The sequence below is a fragment of the Blastococcus sp. KM273129 genome, assembly GCF_021698995.1.
Taxonomy (GTDB): domain Bacteria; phylum Actinomycetota; class Actinomycetes; order Mycobacteriales; family Geodermatophilaceae; genus Blastococcus.
Window position 1 is genome coordinate 1 of record NZ_SSXB01000089.1, and the last position, 15,068, is coordinate 15,068.

At 76.3% G+C, this 15,068-nt stretch carries 17 protein-coding genes; 5 read left to right on the plus strand and 12 right to left on the minus strand.

The features are described 5' to 3' along the window. From E9565_RS18940 to E9565_RS18970, 7 genes are all read right to left on the minus strand, one after another. Window positions 1-1,717 (minus strand): S8 family serine peptidase (locus tag E9565_RS18940; RefSeq protein WP_236836450.1); only part of this gene is annotated, 1,717 nt, incomplete at its 3' end. 29 nt (window positions 1,718-1,746) lie between these two features. Next, entirely contained in the window at window positions 1,747-2,616 is an 870-nt protein-coding gene (locus tag E9565_RS18945; protein WP_236828381.1) for an Ig-like domain-containing protein, read from the minus strand. Further along, complete coding sequence (locus tag E9565_RS18950) at window positions 2,613-3,008, minus strand: hypothetical protein (protein ID WP_236836452.1); 396 nt, start codon at window positions 3,006-3,008, stop codon at window positions 2,613-2,615. Before E9565_RS18950 ends, E9565_RS18945 begins: the two co-directional genes overlap by 4 nt. Then, entirely contained in the window at window positions 3,005-3,778 is a 774-nt protein-coding gene (locus E9565_RS18955; RefSeq protein WP_236828383.1) for a hypothetical protein, read from the minus strand. Before E9565_RS18955 ends, E9565_RS18950 begins: the two co-directional genes overlap by 4 nt. Beyond that, window positions 3,775-4,146 (minus strand): hypothetical protein, encoded by a 372-nt coding sequence (locus E9565_RS18960; RefSeq protein WP_236828384.1) that lies wholly within the window; start codon window positions 4,144-4,146, stop codon window positions 3,775-3,777. Before E9565_RS18960 ends, E9565_RS18955 begins: the two co-directional genes overlap by 4 nt. A 107-nt stretch (window positions 4,147-4,253) precedes the next feature. Then, window positions 4,254-4,976 (minus strand): response regulator transcription factor, encoded by a 723-nt coding sequence (locus tag E9565_RS18965; RefSeq protein WP_236828385.1) that lies wholly within the window; start codon window positions 4,974-4,976, stop codon window positions 4,254-4,256. 195 nt (window positions 4,977-5,171) lie between these two features. Beyond that, on the minus strand, window positions 5,172-6,182 hold the full coding sequence (locus tag E9565_RS18970) for a universal stress protein (protein WP_236828386.1): 1,011 nt from the start codon (window positions 6,180-6,182) through the stop codon (window positions 5,172-5,174). 210 nt (window positions 6,183-6,392) lie between these two features. Here E9565_RS18970 and E9565_RS18975 point away from each other — a divergent pair, with 210 nt between their 5' ends. Beyond that, on the plus strand, window positions 6,393-7,037 hold the full coding sequence (locus tag E9565_RS18975) for a hypothetical protein (protein ID WP_236836454.1): 645 nt from the start codon (window positions 6,393-6,395) through the stop codon (window positions 7,035-7,037). Next, entirely contained in the window at window positions 7,034-7,549 is a 516-nt protein-coding gene (locus E9565_RS18980) for a DUF5655 domain-containing protein (RefSeq protein WP_236836456.1), read from the plus strand. The genes E9565_RS18975 and E9565_RS18980 overlap by 4 nt, the downstream gene beginning before the upstream one ends. Window positions 7,550-7,640: 91 nt before the next feature. Here the strand turns inward: E9565_RS18980 and E9565_RS18985 are convergent, their stop codons facing one another. The 4 genes from E9565_RS18985 to E9565_RS19005 all read right to left on the minus strand — a co-directional run bounded on the left by E9565_RS18985 (window position 7,641) and on the right by E9565_RS19005 (window position 11,029). Continuing rightward, complete coding sequence (locus E9565_RS18985; protein ID WP_236836458.1) at window positions 7,641-8,057, minus strand: DUF302 domain-containing protein; 417 nt, start codon at window positions 8,055-8,057, stop codon at window positions 7,641-7,643. Then, window positions 8,054-8,266: a hypothetical protein gene (locus E9565_RS18990; protein WP_236836464.1), complete on the minus strand. Its 213-nt coding sequence runs from the start codon at window positions 8,264-8,266 to the stop codon at window positions 8,054-8,056. The genes E9565_RS18985 and E9565_RS18990 overlap by 4 nt, the downstream gene beginning before the upstream one ends. Window positions 8,267-8,789: 523 nt before the next feature. Then, window positions 8,790-9,095 (minus strand): muconolactone Delta-isomerase family protein, encoded by a 306-nt coding sequence (locus E9565_RS19000; protein ID WP_236828391.1) that lies wholly within the window; start codon window positions 9,093-9,095, stop codon window positions 8,790-8,792. A gap of 110 nt (window positions 9,096-9,205) precedes the next feature. Further along, window positions 9,206-11,029 (minus strand): NAD(P)/FAD-dependent oxidoreductase, encoded by a 1,824-nt coding sequence (locus E9565_RS19005; RefSeq protein WP_236836460.1) that lies wholly within the window; start codon window positions 11,027-11,029, stop codon window positions 9,206-9,208. Between the two features lie 126 nt (window positions 11,030-11,155). Here E9565_RS19005 and E9565_RS19010 point away from each other — a divergent pair, with 126 nt between their 5' ends. Then, complete coding sequence (locus tag E9565_RS19010; RefSeq protein ID WP_236836461.1) at window positions 11,156-12,448, plus strand: GAF domain-containing protein; 1,293 nt, start codon at window positions 11,156-11,158, stop codon at window positions 12,446-12,448. 145 nt (window positions 12,449-12,593) lie between these two features. Here the strand turns inward: E9565_RS19010 and E9565_RS19015 are convergent, their stop codons facing one another. Beyond that, a complete protein-coding gene (locus E9565_RS19015; protein ID WP_236828394.1) occupies window positions 12,594-12,932 on the minus strand; it encodes a hypothetical protein in 339 nt (112 codons plus the stop codon). A gap of 158 nt (window positions 12,933-13,090) precedes the next feature. On the opposite strand from E9565_RS19015, the gene E9565_RS19020 reads away from it, so the two are divergent. After that, entirely contained in the window at window positions 13,091-14,101 is a 1,011-nt protein-coding gene (locus tag E9565_RS19020) for an asparaginase (protein ID WP_236836462.1), read from the plus strand. Further along, window positions 14,098-14,976: a polysaccharide deacetylase gene (locus E9565_RS19025; RefSeq protein WP_236828396.1), complete on the plus strand. Its 879-nt coding sequence runs from the start codon at window positions 14,098-14,100 to the stop codon at window positions 14,974-14,976. The genes E9565_RS19020 and E9565_RS19025 overlap by 4 nt, the downstream gene beginning before the upstream one ends. Window positions 14,977-15,068 lie beyond the last annotated feature (92 nt).

A 15,068-nucleotide genomic window follows, 5' to 3' on the forward strand; every position in this document is an offset into this window, starting at 1 on the left:
GGCGGGAGCCGGCTACCTGGACCTCGACCGCCTGGTGCGCGCGGACCGCGCGCACCAGGCGGTCGAGGTCCAGGTAGCCGGCTCCCGCCCGTGCCCCGGGTACCGCCCGGCTCGGCCGGGCGGTACCCCGCACGAGCTGCCGGATCTCGGCGGCGGGCAGGCGCCCCCCCGTGGCCTGGAGGCACAGGGCGACGGCGCCGGTCACGTGCGGAGCGGCCATGCTGGTGCCGGACTTGCGCACGAGCAGCCCCGGGCTCGTCCGGCTGCCCTGCGGTGCGGACCGGGCGGCGAGCACGTCGACCCCGGGCGCCAGCAGGTCAGGTTTCACCCGGTCGTCACGGGTGGGCCCGGAGCTGCTGAACCGGGCCGCGGGGCGCGCCGGGTCGTGGGCGTCGTAGGCGCCCACGACGAGGGGCAGCCGCCCGTTGGCGATCGTGCCGGTCGTGCTCGAGGGGTCCACGCTGCTGCCGGTGAAGCGCGTCTGGCACGGCGGGCAGGCGTCGTCCCGTTCCAGCCAGGCGTGGAACCGCACCGGGACGGCAGCCCGTGACACCAGGTCGACGGTCCACCGCCCGGGCGGGGCGGCGGCCGGCAGGAAGGCGTCGACGTGGTGGTCACCGTTGTTCGGGTCGCGGGCACGGTGGTAGATCCGGGCGACCGGCCGGCCGTCGCTGACCAGCACGCGCCGCCGGCCCAGGCCGAGCCACCGGCCCGCGCGGCGGCCGGGTGGCGTGATCCGGACGGCGACCTCCGCGGCACCCGGGTACCAGACCTCGAGCTCGTTGGGGCTGCGGTCGTCGGGGTGGGTCGCGAAGGTGAGCCGGTGCCGCCCGCCCGCGGCGAGCACGCCGGTGGCGTGCGTGCGGGCCCGGTAGTAGTTGCCGGCGCTCTGGACGAGGAAGCGGCCCGGCGCCGCGGCGAGCAGTTCGTCGAAGGCCAGCTCCACCAGCGTCCGCCCGTCGTGCGGCCCCCCGTGCCGGCCGACGCTGACGTTGACCACCCACGGGAGCGGGCCGGCGGTCCGCCGGACGAAGTCCACCGCCTCGAGCAACCGGACCGAGTCCCCGAGCGTGGCCAGCCCGCCCGTCCCCCGGTCGGCGAGGTGGACGAAGACCAGCCAGGCCTCCGGGGCGACCCCGAGGGGGCCGCCTCCCGTCCCGTCGCCGACGGCGATGTCGGCGACGTGGGTGCCGTGCGAGCCACCACCCCGGTCGGCGCTCCCGGGGTGGTAGCCGAGGAGCTCGTACGGTGAGCCGCTGCGCCGGGCCGCCTCCAGGAGCGGGCGCTCCAGGACCCGGCCGTAGCCGTAGGGCGCCGGCGGGGCGGGGCCGGCGCCGCGCTGGTCCCAGAGGCGGAGCAGGCGCGGGAACCGGGGCACGTCCAGCCCCCAGTCGACGACCCCGACGACGACCCCTGCCCCCGTCAGCGGGCACCCGGGCGGGAACCGGACGTCGCCAGGCAGGGCCTCCCCGCCGGGACGGCGGCCGGCAACGACCAGGTCCGGCGACAGCGCGCGGGCCGCCTTGAGGCTGCGCACGGCGGGATGCCGCCGGACCCGCCGGACGTCGCGCGGGAGCACCCGGCAGGTGGCCACGGAGCCGAACCGGGCGACCACCCGCACCCCGGGCACGTCGATCGCACCCGGCCGGAACCGGATGATCGCCTCGAGTTCGCCGTCGCCGCGCTCCCGCAGCTCCTCCCAGAGCGCCGGGTCCACGACCGGTCACCCCCGCACCGCACCGCCGGTCACTTGACGTAGATCGGCACGCGCTTCTCCGGCAGGCCCTCGGCTCGCGCGATGACGAAGACCCAGCCGGACTGGTTCCCAGCGGTGACGACGCCCTGGGCGTCGACGGTCGCCTTCGACTTGTCGCTGGTGTCCCAGGTGATCGTCGGGCCGGCCACGGGCGTGCCCTTGGCGGAGACGACCTGCCCGAGGACCTGCGTCGTGCCGCCCTTCGCGAGCTCCGTCCCCGGGACCTCCGCTTCCAGCCGTCCCTTGTCCCGCTGCTCGCCGAGGAAGGCGATGCCCAGCGCGGCGGCACCGCCGATGACGCGCGGGTCGGTGGCGAAGGCCCCGAAACCGTCGCCCCGCCGCTGCGGGCTCAGCAGCATGAGGGGCGCCGCCCGCAGCAGCGCCCGGAGGTAGGCGTTCTGCGGCTCGTCGAAGGAGTCCATGAACTGGTTCACCGCCAGACCTGCGACGGCGGCGTAGTCGGATCGGTTCATCCTGCTCCTCTGCGCGGCGAGTTCCCTGCGGAGCCCGTCGTCGGCCACCTTGGCCTCGAGGTCCACCGAGCGGATGGCGGCCGCGGCCGACGGCGCCGGGCGGCGCACCGGCGGGAGGCCCGGGCGGGACCGGACCACGCCCCGGCCCTGGGTGCGTGCCCGCGCCTGCGCGCGGGACCGGACCAGCGCCTGGCGGCGCCGGGCCGTGGCGATGCGGCGGGCACGCGCCCGCCGCCGGCGGGCGGCACGGGACTCCGCGTCCTCGCCGTCGAGGTAGTCGTCGTCCGGGTCGAGGTCCTCGGCCTCCCCGCCGTCCCAGTCGTCGTCGAGGACGTCGTCGTCGTACTCGGCGTCCAGGTCCAGGTCCTCGGTCCACATGCTGCTCACCGCTGCACTCCTTCCTCGTCCGCCGTCCGCTGCGGCCGGCCGTCCGTGCTCCCCGTGCCCGTGCCCGCCCGGCGCCGGACGGCGGGCAGCACGAGCTCGCGGTAGAGGTCCTCGTCGGGATCGGTCCACCCGGGGGAGCCCGCGCCGGCGCACAGCTCGCACCCCGGCTCGCGCCCCCAGCACTCGCACGCGCCGAGGGCGGCCGCGAGGAGCAGGCAGGTGTCGCTGAGCTGCTGCGTCGACGCGTCGACCACGGTCACCGGGCGAGAGGGGGCCGGCTCGGTCGCCAGCCGCTCCACGAGCTGACCCATGAGGCGATCGGCGAACCCCCGGGGGTCCGGCAGCGCCTGGAACAGCAGGGACTCCACCATCTGCAGCTCGCTCGTGGTCATCGCCCGATCACCTCGGCGAGCTCGGCGTTGTCGGCGTCGATGATCGCGGTGTACAGCGCGTCGTCGTCGCCGTACCAGCCCTCGGCGCCCTCGTCCTGGGCGTCGCCGTCCAGGTACATCAGCTCGTCGGCGTCGGCCGCCGCCCGGCCGAACACCGTGCTGAGCATGCTCAGCAGGGCCGCCACCGGCACGCCGTTCACCGCGCGCCGGCCATGCCTCCCCAGCGCCAGGGCCAGCAGGCTCCGGAGCACGTCGGGGTGCTGGGTCAGGACCATGCCCTGGACGGCGGCCGACGAGCCGGCGGCCGCGCGCGGCTGCGGGCCCGCGGTGGGCTCCGGACGGGCCTGCGGCTGCGGTCGGGCAGGCGCCCGGGCGCCGCCGGCCCGCGGCGCGGGGAGCGCCCGCGCCGCGACGGCGCCCAGGTTCGCCCCGACCGCCGTCCCCACCGGACCGCCGATGGCGGTGCCGATCGCCCCGCCGGCCGCCGGCAGCACGGTCGCCGCCACCTGGGCGACGGCGGGGTCCGAGGCGATCCGCCCGGCGGTCCGGCCGATCTGGCGCAGCACCCGGGTCAACCCGACCGCCTCCGCCGGCGTCAGCGACTCCATCATCTCGGCCAGGGCCGCGTCGAAGTCCTCGGCGTCGGCGTCGGCGTACCCGTCGCCCACCGCCTCGGCCAGCACATCGCCCAGCGGCTCGTCCTCCTCGTACTCGCCCGGCGGTGGGTCCCACCAGTCGTCGTCGAGGCCGGTCCACGCCACATCGGTCATCGGTGCCCTCCTACGGCGTTGTCGGGCGCGGCGCTGCGGATGGCCGCCGCGATGCTCCGGGGGGTGATCCCCTCGACGGCCAGGTGATCAGGGCGCAGCCGGTAGACCTCGCCACGGCCCGCCGCGACGTCGATGCAGACGACCCCGATGCGCGGGTACTCGTCGAGCAGCCGGTCGGCGACCGCCGGTAGCCGTCCGGCACGCATCCCGACGACCACCACGTCGGCGCCCTCGGCCGCCAGGAGAACGGCCACCTCGCTGCCCCCGACCGCGACGAGGGACAGGTCCGGCTCCACCGCGAGGGCCCGCTCCACGAGCCGGCGCAGCTCGTCGGGCACCTCGGCCAGCAGGATCCGGATCTGCTGCATGCCACGACGCTAGGCAGCGGGGCGCTCCGCCGGCAGGACCGGTGGGGTCACGGATCAGGACACCCCGGAGGACCGGGTCCACCGGTCGCCGCGGCCCGGGACCGGGACTAGACCCGTCCGGTCCCGGGGGTGGTGAGCAGGGCGCGCAGGTCGGGGACCCGCGCGGCGCGCAGGCGGGCTGCGGCCTCGCCGCGGTGCTGGACGCGGAGCTTGGCGAGGACGTTGTGCACGTGGTTCTTGACGGTGCGCACCTCGATGCCGAGCCGGGCCGCGATCTCCTTGTTGGTCAGACCCTCGTCGATGAGGACGAGGATCTCCCGCTCCCGGGAGGTGAGGTGCCCGTCGTCGCCCGGGACGTCGTCGCGGTCACCGGCGCCCGACAGGTAGCGGACCAGGGCGGCGACGACGGCCGGCGGGCACACGGTCTCCCCGCGCGCGACCCCGACGACCGTCGCGCCCAGGTCCCGGAGATCGCCGTCCCGCAGCACCACCCCGTCGACCCCCGCACGAGCGCAGAGCAGCGCCCCGTCGCCGTCCTCGGGCACGCCGACGGCCACCAGCCGGACCACCGGGAGGGCTGCGCGCAGGTCCCGGAGCACCTGGTACCCGCTCCGGGACGCGAGGCTGACCAGGGCGACGTCCGGGAGCCGCACGTCCGCGAGCCCGAGCGCGGCGGGAGCATCAGCGGCCGTCCGGACCTCGTCCACCCAGGGCTCCAGCCGCAGCAGGGCGGCGAGCGCCTGCCGGAACAGCGTGACTTCCTCGACCAGGACGACGGCGACCATCGGGACGTGCACCTCCCGCAGCGCGGGCCCCGGCGGTTCGGCCATCCGCCGCCCGACCGTCGAGGTCACTGGCAGCGAGCAAGGTGTCACAGGATCAGCCCGTGGGGAAGGGTGGGCTGCCCGCTGGCCGGCGGGACCAGCACGGTCGCTATCCACCGCGCCGGGCCCATCACGCACCGTCAGTGCGGTTCAGCGGGGAGGGCCCCTCGTGGCCCTGCGGCCTCCCGCGCCGCACCCCCGCTACCGGCCCGCGGAGACCGGTTCCGGCGTGCTCGCCGCACGGACGACGCGGTCCGCGTCCTGGTCCCCGTGCAGCACCAGGACGGGGCAGCGCGCGGTCGACAGGCAGCGCAGCGCGACCGACCCCAGCAGCCCGCGCACGCCGCCCCTCCCCCGGCTGCCCAGCACGAGCAGCACCGCCCGCGCCGCCCGGTCGGCCAGGACCTCGGCGGGCGCCCCCTCGACGACCGAGGTCCGGACGGCGGGCCGGGCCGCACCGCCGGGCAGCGCAGCCAGCGCGTCCTGCACCATCCGCGCGGCCCCGCGGGCGATGTCGGCGCGGATGCCCTCGAAGGCGCTGACGGCGGCCGCGTCCAACGCGGTCCACCGGCCGTCGCGCTCGAAGGCGGCGACCACCTCCAGCTCGGCCCCCAGCCGGCCGGCCTCGGCGGCCGCGCCGCGCAGCGCGGCCGCCGAGGCCGGGGAACCGTCCACCCCCACGACGACGAGAGGCGGTGACGTGCGCGGCGGCGGCTCGGGGTGCACGACGAGCACCGGGCAGGTCGCGCCGGTCACGCAGTGCAACGCCACGGAGCCGATCATGGCGGCGCGGCCCGACCGCCGCCCGTCCCGGCCCACGACCAGCAGCCCGGCGCCCCGCGACCGTTCGATGAGCACCGCTGCGGCCGGTCCCTCCGACACCGTCAGCCGGGCCGTCACCCGCTCGATGCCCGGGAGCCGGGAGACGGCGGGGCTGCGCCGCACCTCCTCGAGGACCGCCCGCGCCCCGGACTCCGTCGCGCGGTGGAGGGCGTCGGGGCCGGAGAACAGGGGCGCGGCGCCGAACCACGGCAGCGGCAACGGGTAGGTCGCCACCACCTCGACCTCTGCGCCGCGCCGGGCGGCGAGCGCGAACGCCTGCTCCAGCGCCGCCCGGCTGCTCGGGGCACCGTCGACGCCGACGACCACCCGTGCGGCCCCGTCCTCCGCCCGGGGACGGTCGGCGGCGGACTGGTGAGCGGGGGTGTCCATGGCTGCTCCTCGGACTGGTCCTGCGGGGCGCAGGGCCTCCCGCCCGACCCTCCCGGCGCCCCCCTCGGGGTGGACCGGGCGAACGGCTCACCGCGGCGGGACCTGGCCCCCGGGCCGGGGACGGGACACCGGCCGGTAAGGGACCTTCGCCGCGGATCAGGCACCGTCGGGCCCGGTCGCAGGGTGACCCGGGGCGGGCACGCTGCCGGCATGACCTCGCGCCGACCGGTCGCCGTCCTGGGCGCCGTCGCCCTCGCGATCGGCGTCCTCGCCGGTTGCGGTGACGACGACCCGCAGTCCGGCGCACCGGGCACCACGCCGCAGAGCACCGCGCCGCTCCCGGCGCCGACGTCCACCGCGCCCGGCGACGGCGCCCCGACGACCGGTGGGAGCGGTGGCGACGCCTCTCCGTTCCCCGCGGACACCCGGCCCGACACCGGCGAGCCCTCGGCCGGCTCCGCGGTCACCGTCACCGACGTACGCACCGCCCGGCACGACGGGTTCGACCGCGTCGTCTTCGAGGTGGACGGCACCGGGAGCCCCGGCTGGGACGTGCGCTACGTCGACGAGGCGACGAGCCAGGGCAGCGGCGCCGTCGTGCCGGTCGAGGGGGACGCGGTCCTGCAGGTCACGATCACCGGCGTGGGGCTCCCCACCGACACCGGCATCGAGGAGTACGACGGCTCCGACCCGCTCCCGGGCACGGGCACCGAGGTCGTCACCGAGATCGTCTGGGACACCACCTTCGAGGGCACCTCGGTGGCCTTCGTCGGCGCGACCTCGCAGGTCCCCTTCCGGGCCTACCTGCTCGAGGACCCCGCGCGCGTGGTCGTCGACCTGGTCCACCCGGCGTGATCGCCGGGGACGCCGGCTCCCGAGCGGCATCGGAGGAGCACTTCGCCGGCTCACCGCTGGGGCTGGCCGTCCTCGGCCGCGTCCGTGAGGTCGTCGCCTCGCTGGGCGGCGCGGAGGAACGCGCGTCCCGCACCCAGGTCGCCTTCCGGCGGCGCCGGGGCTTCGCGTACCTGTGGCTCCCGGGCCGGTACGTGCGGCACCCGTCGGCCGAGGTCGTCCTCTCGCTCGTGCTCGGCCGGGAGGACCCCTCGCCACGCTTCCTGGAGCTGGCCCACCCGGCCCCGGCGCACCGGGTGCACCACCTCGGGCTGGCCCGCGCCGCCGCCGTGGACGACGAGGTCGTGACCTGGCTGGCCGAGGCCGCGGCGCGGGCCGGCCCGCCGCGGCCCCGAGGTGGTCGGGGTCAGGTCATGCCCCCGCCGCCGAGCCCGTGGAAGAACCCCGGCGGGATGTCCGGGGGGCCGGTCCGCCTGCCGCAGCGCCGGCAGACGAGCCGGTCGGGCCCCTCGTAGCGCTCGCCCGGCGGGTGGCGCCGCACCCAGGAGTGCAGACCGAGCCGGCAGCGCAACCCCCGCCGCTCCGTCGCGCCGCCGGTGACCGACCTCACGGCCCGGCGACCCCGAGCTGGGTGGGCAGCGCCTGGACCGCGGCCCGGAGCCGGGACCGCGCCTCGTCGGCGACCGCGGCCAGCTCCGCGTTGCCCGTCGTCTCCACGAGCACCCCGGGGTCGATCGCCGAGACCTGCGCCCGGCCGGGGTCGAGGGCACGGACGACGACGTTGCAGGGCAGCAGCAGCCCGAGGTCGGGCTCGGCGGCGAGACCGCGGTACGCCAGCGGCGGGTTGCAGGCGCCGAGGATGACCTGGGCCGGGATCTCCACGCCCAGCTTGACCCGCATGGTGGCCGCGACGTCGATCTCCGTGAGGATGCCGAAACCCTGGCCGGCCAGCGCCTCCCGGGTGCGCGCCACCGCCTCCGCGAAGGGGAGGTCGAGCGTGGTCGCGATGCCGTAGCCGCTCACGACGCCCCTCCCCCCGGGGGCAGGACCGCGGAGCGGACCACGAGCTCGTCGACCTCCAGCCGCCCTATCCGCAGCCGCCTGAGGTCCGCCCGGCCGACGACCAGCCGGCCCAGGGCCAAGGTCCCCACCGCCAGGGCGCCGACGGCGAACGAGCCCAGCGCGAGGGCGCCCGCGGCGAGCGCCCGCAGGGCCACGGGCCCCCCAAACACGGGCCCGACCTGCACCGGCCCCCGCTGGACCCACCGCGGCGCGCCGCTCCTCCGAGAGGTCATGCCCACCTCCACGCGGACGTCGATCGCCGGCCGGGTGCCGGCGCCGCTCCCCGGCACGGTTCCCCGTCCCCGACCGGGGCGGGCAGTGCCGGAAGGCCCTGCCGGTGGGGACCTCCCGCCCGGCCGCGGTCGTCGGCGCCCGCCCGACATCGCCGGCGCACGCATGGTCCCGGGGTAGGACCCGGCGGCCGGGAGAGGGGCACGGACCCGCAGGTGGAGGACGCGCAGGTGGTCGGCGACGTCGTCATGTGGCTGCGCCGCGCCGAGGGCCGGCTGGCGGACGTCGTCCGCGTGATCGAGGCCGGCGGGGACGGCGACCGGTCGGCCGCGCCCGGCCGGCGAAGCCCTCGCCCGGCAGTCAGGCCCGCCCCGACGGTCCCGGCGCGGGCGGGCGCCGCCTCGGGGACGCGGACCCGCCCGCACGGGGTGTCGCCGGCCAGGTGGCGTCCCGGTCCCCGGCCTAGGGCTGCCAGCGCCGCCGCACGTCCTCGGCGAAGGCGGTGTACTCCCGGACCGGGAGGACCTCCTCGAGGGTCAGGTGGTGGCTCATCGGCAGGGCACCCATGACCACCTGGTCGAGCTGGTCGTGCGACTCGACGTCCACGATCCCGATCACCCGCCGCTGACCGGCCACCTTGTACAGGCTCTTGATCAGCCCGGCCTCCATCGCGCCGACCGCCGCCTGGGTCTCCCGCTCCCACTCGTCCCAGAACTCGTCGCGGTCCAGCCGCGTGTGCTCGACGCGGAAGCTGAGGTGGAACAGCATCGGCTCTCCTGGGGTCCGGGCGGCGCCGCACCGACGCCGCTGCTGCGGGGATGGCGGACAGGGTGCCCGTGCGCCCTCCCCTCGACAAGGGAGGAGGGCGCACGGGCCGGTCAGCTCAGGTGGTGCACCTCCGGCAGGCCGTACACCGGCGTCGGGATCCCCTCGTAGCGGGCCTTGAGCTGCAGCGCCAGGTAGAGCGAGTAGTGCCGTGACTGGTGCAGGTTGCCGCCGTGGAACCACAGCGCGTCCTGCCGGGTGGGCTTCCACATGTTGCGCTGCTCGCCCTCCCACGGCCCCGGGTCCTTGGTGGTGTCCGACCCCAGGCCCCACACCTTGCCGACCTTGTCGGCGACCTCCTGGCTGATCAGGTCGGCGGCCCAGCCGTTCATCGACCCGTAGCCGGTGGCGTACACGACCAGGTCGGCGGGGAGCTCGGTGCCGTCGTCCAGGACGACGGCGTCCTCGGTCAGGCGCACCACCTGGCCGTGGGCCAGCTTGACCCGGCCGTCGGCCACGAGCTCCGCGGCGCCGACGTCGATGTAGTAGCCCGAGCCGCGGCGCAGGTACTTCATGAACAGACCCGAGCCGTCCTCCCCCCAGTCCAGCCAGAAGCCGGCCTTCTCCAGCCGGTCGTAGAAGTCGGCGTCCCGCTCCCTCATCTGCTCGTACAGCGGGATCTGGAACTCGTGCAGGATCCGGTACGGCAGCGAGGCGAAGATCAGGTCCGCCTTCTCCGTCGTCACCCCGGCGGCCAGCGCCTCCTCCGAGTACAGCGCGCCGAGCCCGATCTCCATGAGGCTGTCGCTCTTGACGATGTGCGTCGAGGAGCGCTGGACCATCGTCACGTCGGCGTCGTGCTCCCACAGCGCACCGCAGATGTCGAAGGCGGAGTTGTTGCTGCCGATGACGACGACCTTCTTGCCGGCGTAGGCGTCCGGCCCCGGGTGGGCCGAGGAGTGCTGCTGGTCGCCGCGGAAGACGTCCTGCCCGGGGATGACCGGGATGTTCGGCTTCCCGGACATCCCGGTGGCCAGGACGACGTGCCTGGGCCGCAGCACGAGCGGCTTGCCCTCGCGCTCGACCTCGACGGTCCACTCGCCCTTCTCCTCGTCGAAGGTCGCCGACGTCGCCGTGGTGCTGCCCCAGTAGGGCACCTCCATGACCTTGACGTAGCTCTCGAGCCAGTCGCCGATCTTGTCCTTGGGCGAGAACACCGGCCAGTTGTCGGGGAACTTCAGGTAGGGCAGGTGGTCGTACCAGACCGGGTCGTGCAGGCAGAGGGACTTGTAGCGGCCGCGCCACTGGTCCCCCGGCCGCGGGTGCTTGTCGACGACGAGGGCCGGCACCCCCAGCTGGCGCAGCCGCGCGCCGAGCGCGATGCCTCCCTGCCCCCCGCCGATGACCAGGACGTAGGGCTGGACCCCGGTGCCGAGGTCCGCCTCCTCCTGCTCGCGCCGCTCCAGCCAGGTGCGGCGCCCCCTGTTCGCCCCGTGCTCGGCGCCCATGGGCCGGGCCGGACCCCGCGGCTCCTCGTGGCCCTTGAGCTCCGACAGCGTGGTCAGCAGGGTCCAGGCCGACGTCACGCCGTCCTCCTCGACCAGCCGCGCCAGCCCGCGTCCGCGTCCGACGGCGGTCTCGAAGGTGAACCAGGCGGTGGTGACCCCGTCGGCCTCCTCCGGCGGCTCCTCGACGGCGAACGCCGAGGGGTCGGTGTGCTCGAGGGTCGCGGTGAGCAGGTCGGCGACGCCCTCTGGGTTCTCGACGGTGGTGATGTTCCAGCTGAAGGAGACCAGGTCCCGCCAGAAGCTCGTCGCGGCGAACATGCCGGCCGCGCGCGCCACGTCGCGTGCGCGCAGGGCCTCCTCGAACCCGGTGAACCAGCGGCGCGCCCGCTGCTCCGGGGTCTGCGTGGGCGTGTCCAGGGTCTGGGTCATGCGCTGCGCCTCCTCCGTCCGCCGGTCGGCGTGGTGTGATGTGCAGCACAGCGGAGGGCACCCGGCGGCGGAAGCGTTGCAGCGCGTTGCACCGCCCGGCCACGCGGTGCCGCGGAGGAGGTGGACGTGGCCGGCTGGTCGGCGGTCTCCCCCGGCACCGACCTGTCGCGGCACGCCCAGGTGCTGGTCCGGGTCCACGACGCGGTGCTCGCCGGCGCCCGCCCACCGGTCCGGCCCCGCGCGGTGGTCGCCCGCTCGTGGTCGCGGGTCCTGGAGCTCGGCCTGGACGCCGCCCGCACCAACGCCCGCGCGCCGCTGCCCTTCGACGAGGTCGATCGGCGCCGCCGGGTGAGCCCGCTGGCCCTGGTGGCCGACGAGCTGCGCCAGGTGCTGGGCAGCCCCGCCGAGGCCTCCTCGTTCCTGGTCGTCGTCACCGACGCCGACGGCGTGATCCTGTGGCGGGAGGGCTCCGCGCGGGTCCGGTCGCGCGCCGACGCGCTCGGCTTCACCGAGGGCGCCCGCTGGACCGAGGGCGCCGTCGGCACCAACGCGATCGGGACGGCGCTGGCCGAGGCCGCGCCCGTGCAGCTCTTCTCCGCCGAGCACTTCGAGACGGCGCAGCACCCCTGGTACTGCACCGCCGCGCCGATCCACCACCCGGTCAGCGGCGAACTGCTGGGCGTCGTGGACGTCAGCGGGCCGGCGCTCACCCTGCACCCGGTCATCGGCGCCCTCGTGGAGACCGCGGTCAAGCTCGCGGAGTCACGGCTGTGGCGGCACCACGAGCACCGGCTGGAGCGGGTGCGCCGCTCGGCCCGGGCCGCGCTGGCGGCCACCCGCGGCCCCGTCCTGCTCGTCGACGACGACGGCTGGGTGGCGCACCGGTCGGGTATCGAGGTGCGCGACCGCATCGAGGTGCCGCGCCCGGACCGGCTGGTCGCGGTCCCCGGGCTGGGGCTGTGCACCCCCGAGCGGCTCGGCGAGGGCTGGCTGGTCCGGCCGCGCGGTCCCGGCGACCCGATCGACGCCGAGCTGGACCTGACCGCCGCCCCGGTGCTGCGGCTGCGCACCGGCGCCGAGGGCTGGCGGACGCCGCTGACCCGCCGCCACGCCGAGGTGCTCCTGCTGCTGCACCGGGCCGGGCGCCCGGGGCTGACCGCCGCCGCGCTGAGCGCCGCGCTGTTCGGCGACGGCGAGCACTGCGTGACGGTGCGGGCAGAGGTGTCGCGGCTGCGCCGGGTGGTCGGCGGCCTGGTGACCACGAACCCCTACCGGCTCGCGGACGGCGTCACCCTCTCCGTCGTCCCGTCCCCGGTCCGGCAGCGAGGTGACCGGCCCGGAGGGACGTCGGCCGACGGTCGCCCCGCGGGCCACCAGCACCTGTTGCCACGCGGGTCGGGCCGCGCCACCGACCGTTGAGCCGCGGCCTGACGCGGCCCATCGGTCGGAGGGGCGGCTCGACGTCGCCTTCCCACGCACCAGCCGGCGCGTGCGCGGTGCCACCGCGGGTCGTTCCCCACCCGTGCACTCATCCCGTCCGACGGCGTCCGGTGCCCCGCCCCGTTCAGCGGCCGAGGAGCCGGCGGAGCAGCCCACCCGTCCGCGGCTCCCTCCGGGGTGCGGACGGCTGGTCCGGGATCCCCGGGTGCGCCGCACCCCGAGCCGACGGGCGCGGACGGCCCCCGGCGCGGGTGCTCCCGGACGGCTCGTGGACGAGCCGGTCGTGCGCCAGGTAGTGCTGGACGGTCTCCAGCGCGGGTCGGTGCCCACGCGCGGCGACGTCGTGCCGGGCCTCCCGCTCGCAGGCGCGCTTCTCCACCTCGGTCATCTGAAGGGGATCCCAGCCACCGCGCCGCGGGCCGGCGTCCCCGGGCGGCTGCGGCGTTCCGCTGACGACGGTCATGACGACTCCTCTCGCCGATCCGTAGCGCCAGCGTGCGCCGGGGCGGGGCTGCGGCACAGGGCCCCAGGTCACGAGCTCCGCCGGCGCGGCTCCGGTCGCGCGCGGACGGCGCCCGGGGCAGGGTCGGGAGGGACGCACCGACGCTGCCGGGAGGACGAGTGCCACGCATCCACCTGCTCGCCACCGGCGGCACCATCGCCAGCCGGCGCGGCCCCGGCGGGCTGGCCTCGGTCACCCCCGCGGCCGACCTCCTCGCCGCGGCAGGGCCCCTCGACGGGCTGACGGTGACCAGCAGCGACCTCCGCACCGTCGGCAGCTTCGCGCTGACGACGGCTGACCTGCGGGAGCTGGTCACCGAGGTGCGGCGCTGCCTGGCGGAGGACGTCGACGGTGTCGTCGTGACGCACGGGACCGACACCATGGAGGAGTCGGCGTTCCTCGCCGACCTCGTCCACGACGATCCGCGGCCGGTCGTCGTCACCGGCGCCCAGCGCCCCTTCGACTCGCCGGCGCCCGACGGCCCGCGCAACCTCGCCGACGCGCTCCGGGTCGCCGCCGCCCCGGTCGCCCGGGACGCCGGGGTGCTGCTCTGCTTCGACGGCCTGGCGTTCGCCGCGCGGGGCGTGCGGAAGGTGGAGACGCTGCGCAGCGGGGCCTTCGCGGCACCGGGGCGTGGGCCCGTGCTGCGGGTCGACGGCAACGCGGTGACCGCGCTGGCCCGGCCGGTGCGCGGCCCGGCGCTGCCCCTCGACCTGAAGGCCGAGCTGCCCCGGGTGGACGTCGTCCCGCTGTACCTGGGTGCCGATGACGCCCTGCTCCGCAGCGCGGTGACCGCCGGCGCCGCCGGCGTCGTCCTGGAGGCCTTCGGTGCGGGCAACGCGACCCCGGCGGTGGCCGCCGCCGCGGCCGGGCTCGTCGCCGGCGGGTTGCCGGTGCTGGTGTGCTCACGGGTGCCCTCCGGCCCGGTCGCCCCGCTGTACACCGGCGGGGGCGGTGCGGACCTGGCCCGGGACGGCGCCGTCCTCGCCGGCGACCTCAGCCCGTGGCAGGCGAGGCTGCTGCTCGCCGCCGCGCTCGCCGTCGCGCCCCTCGACCCGCTGGCGGTCGTGCGCGACCACCTCTCGACCGGCAACCCGACGCCGCACCGACTGGATGGAGAGCAGGGATGACCAAGGAGATCTTCGTGGCCTTCGGCGTGGACGTCGACGCCGTCGGGGGATGGCTGGGCTCGTACGGCGGGGAGGACTCCCCCGACGACATCTCCCGCGGCGTCTTCGCGGGCGAGGTGGGCGTCCCCCGCCTGCTGGAGCTGTTCCGCCGCCGCGAGCTCCCGACGACATGGTTCTGGCCGGGCCACTCGATCGAGACGTTCCCCGAGCAGTTCGACGCCTGCGTCGCGGCCGGGCACGAGATCGGCGTCCACGGTTACAGCCACGAGAACCCGATCGCCATGAGCCGGGAGCAGGAGCAGGCGGTCCTCGACCGCTGCATCGCGCTGATCGAGGAGCGGGCCGGGCGGCGGCCGACCGGCTACGTGGCCCCCTGGTGGGAGTTCAGCGGCGTCACGAACGAGCTGCTGCTCGAGCGCGGCATCACCTACGACCACTCGCTCATGCACCGGGACTTCGAGCCCTACTACGTCCGCGTCGGCGACTCCTGGACCAAGATCGACTACTCCGCGCCGGCGGAGACCTGGATGGAGCCGCTGGTCCGCGGCGAGGAGACCGACCTCGTCGAGATCCCGGCGAACTGGTACCTCGACGACCTCCCGCCGATGATGTTCATCAAGTCCAGCCCGAACAGCCACGGCTTCGTCAACCCGCGGGACATCGAGGAGATGTGGCGGGACCAGTTCGACTGGGTGCACCGCGAGATGGACTACGCCGCCTTCACCATGACCATCCACCCGGACGTCTCCGGGCGCCCGCAGGTGCTGCTCATGCTCGAGCGGCTCATCGACCACATCAACGGCCACGACGGCGTCCGGTGGGTGACCTTCGACGACATCGCCCAGGACTTCCTCCGGCGGTCGCCCCGCAGCTGATAGCCGTTGACCCGCCCTCTGCGGAAGCGTCTACCTGACGTTGCTGCGGAGGGCGGGAGGCTGTCGTGGGACTGCTGCATGAGGCGTTGCCG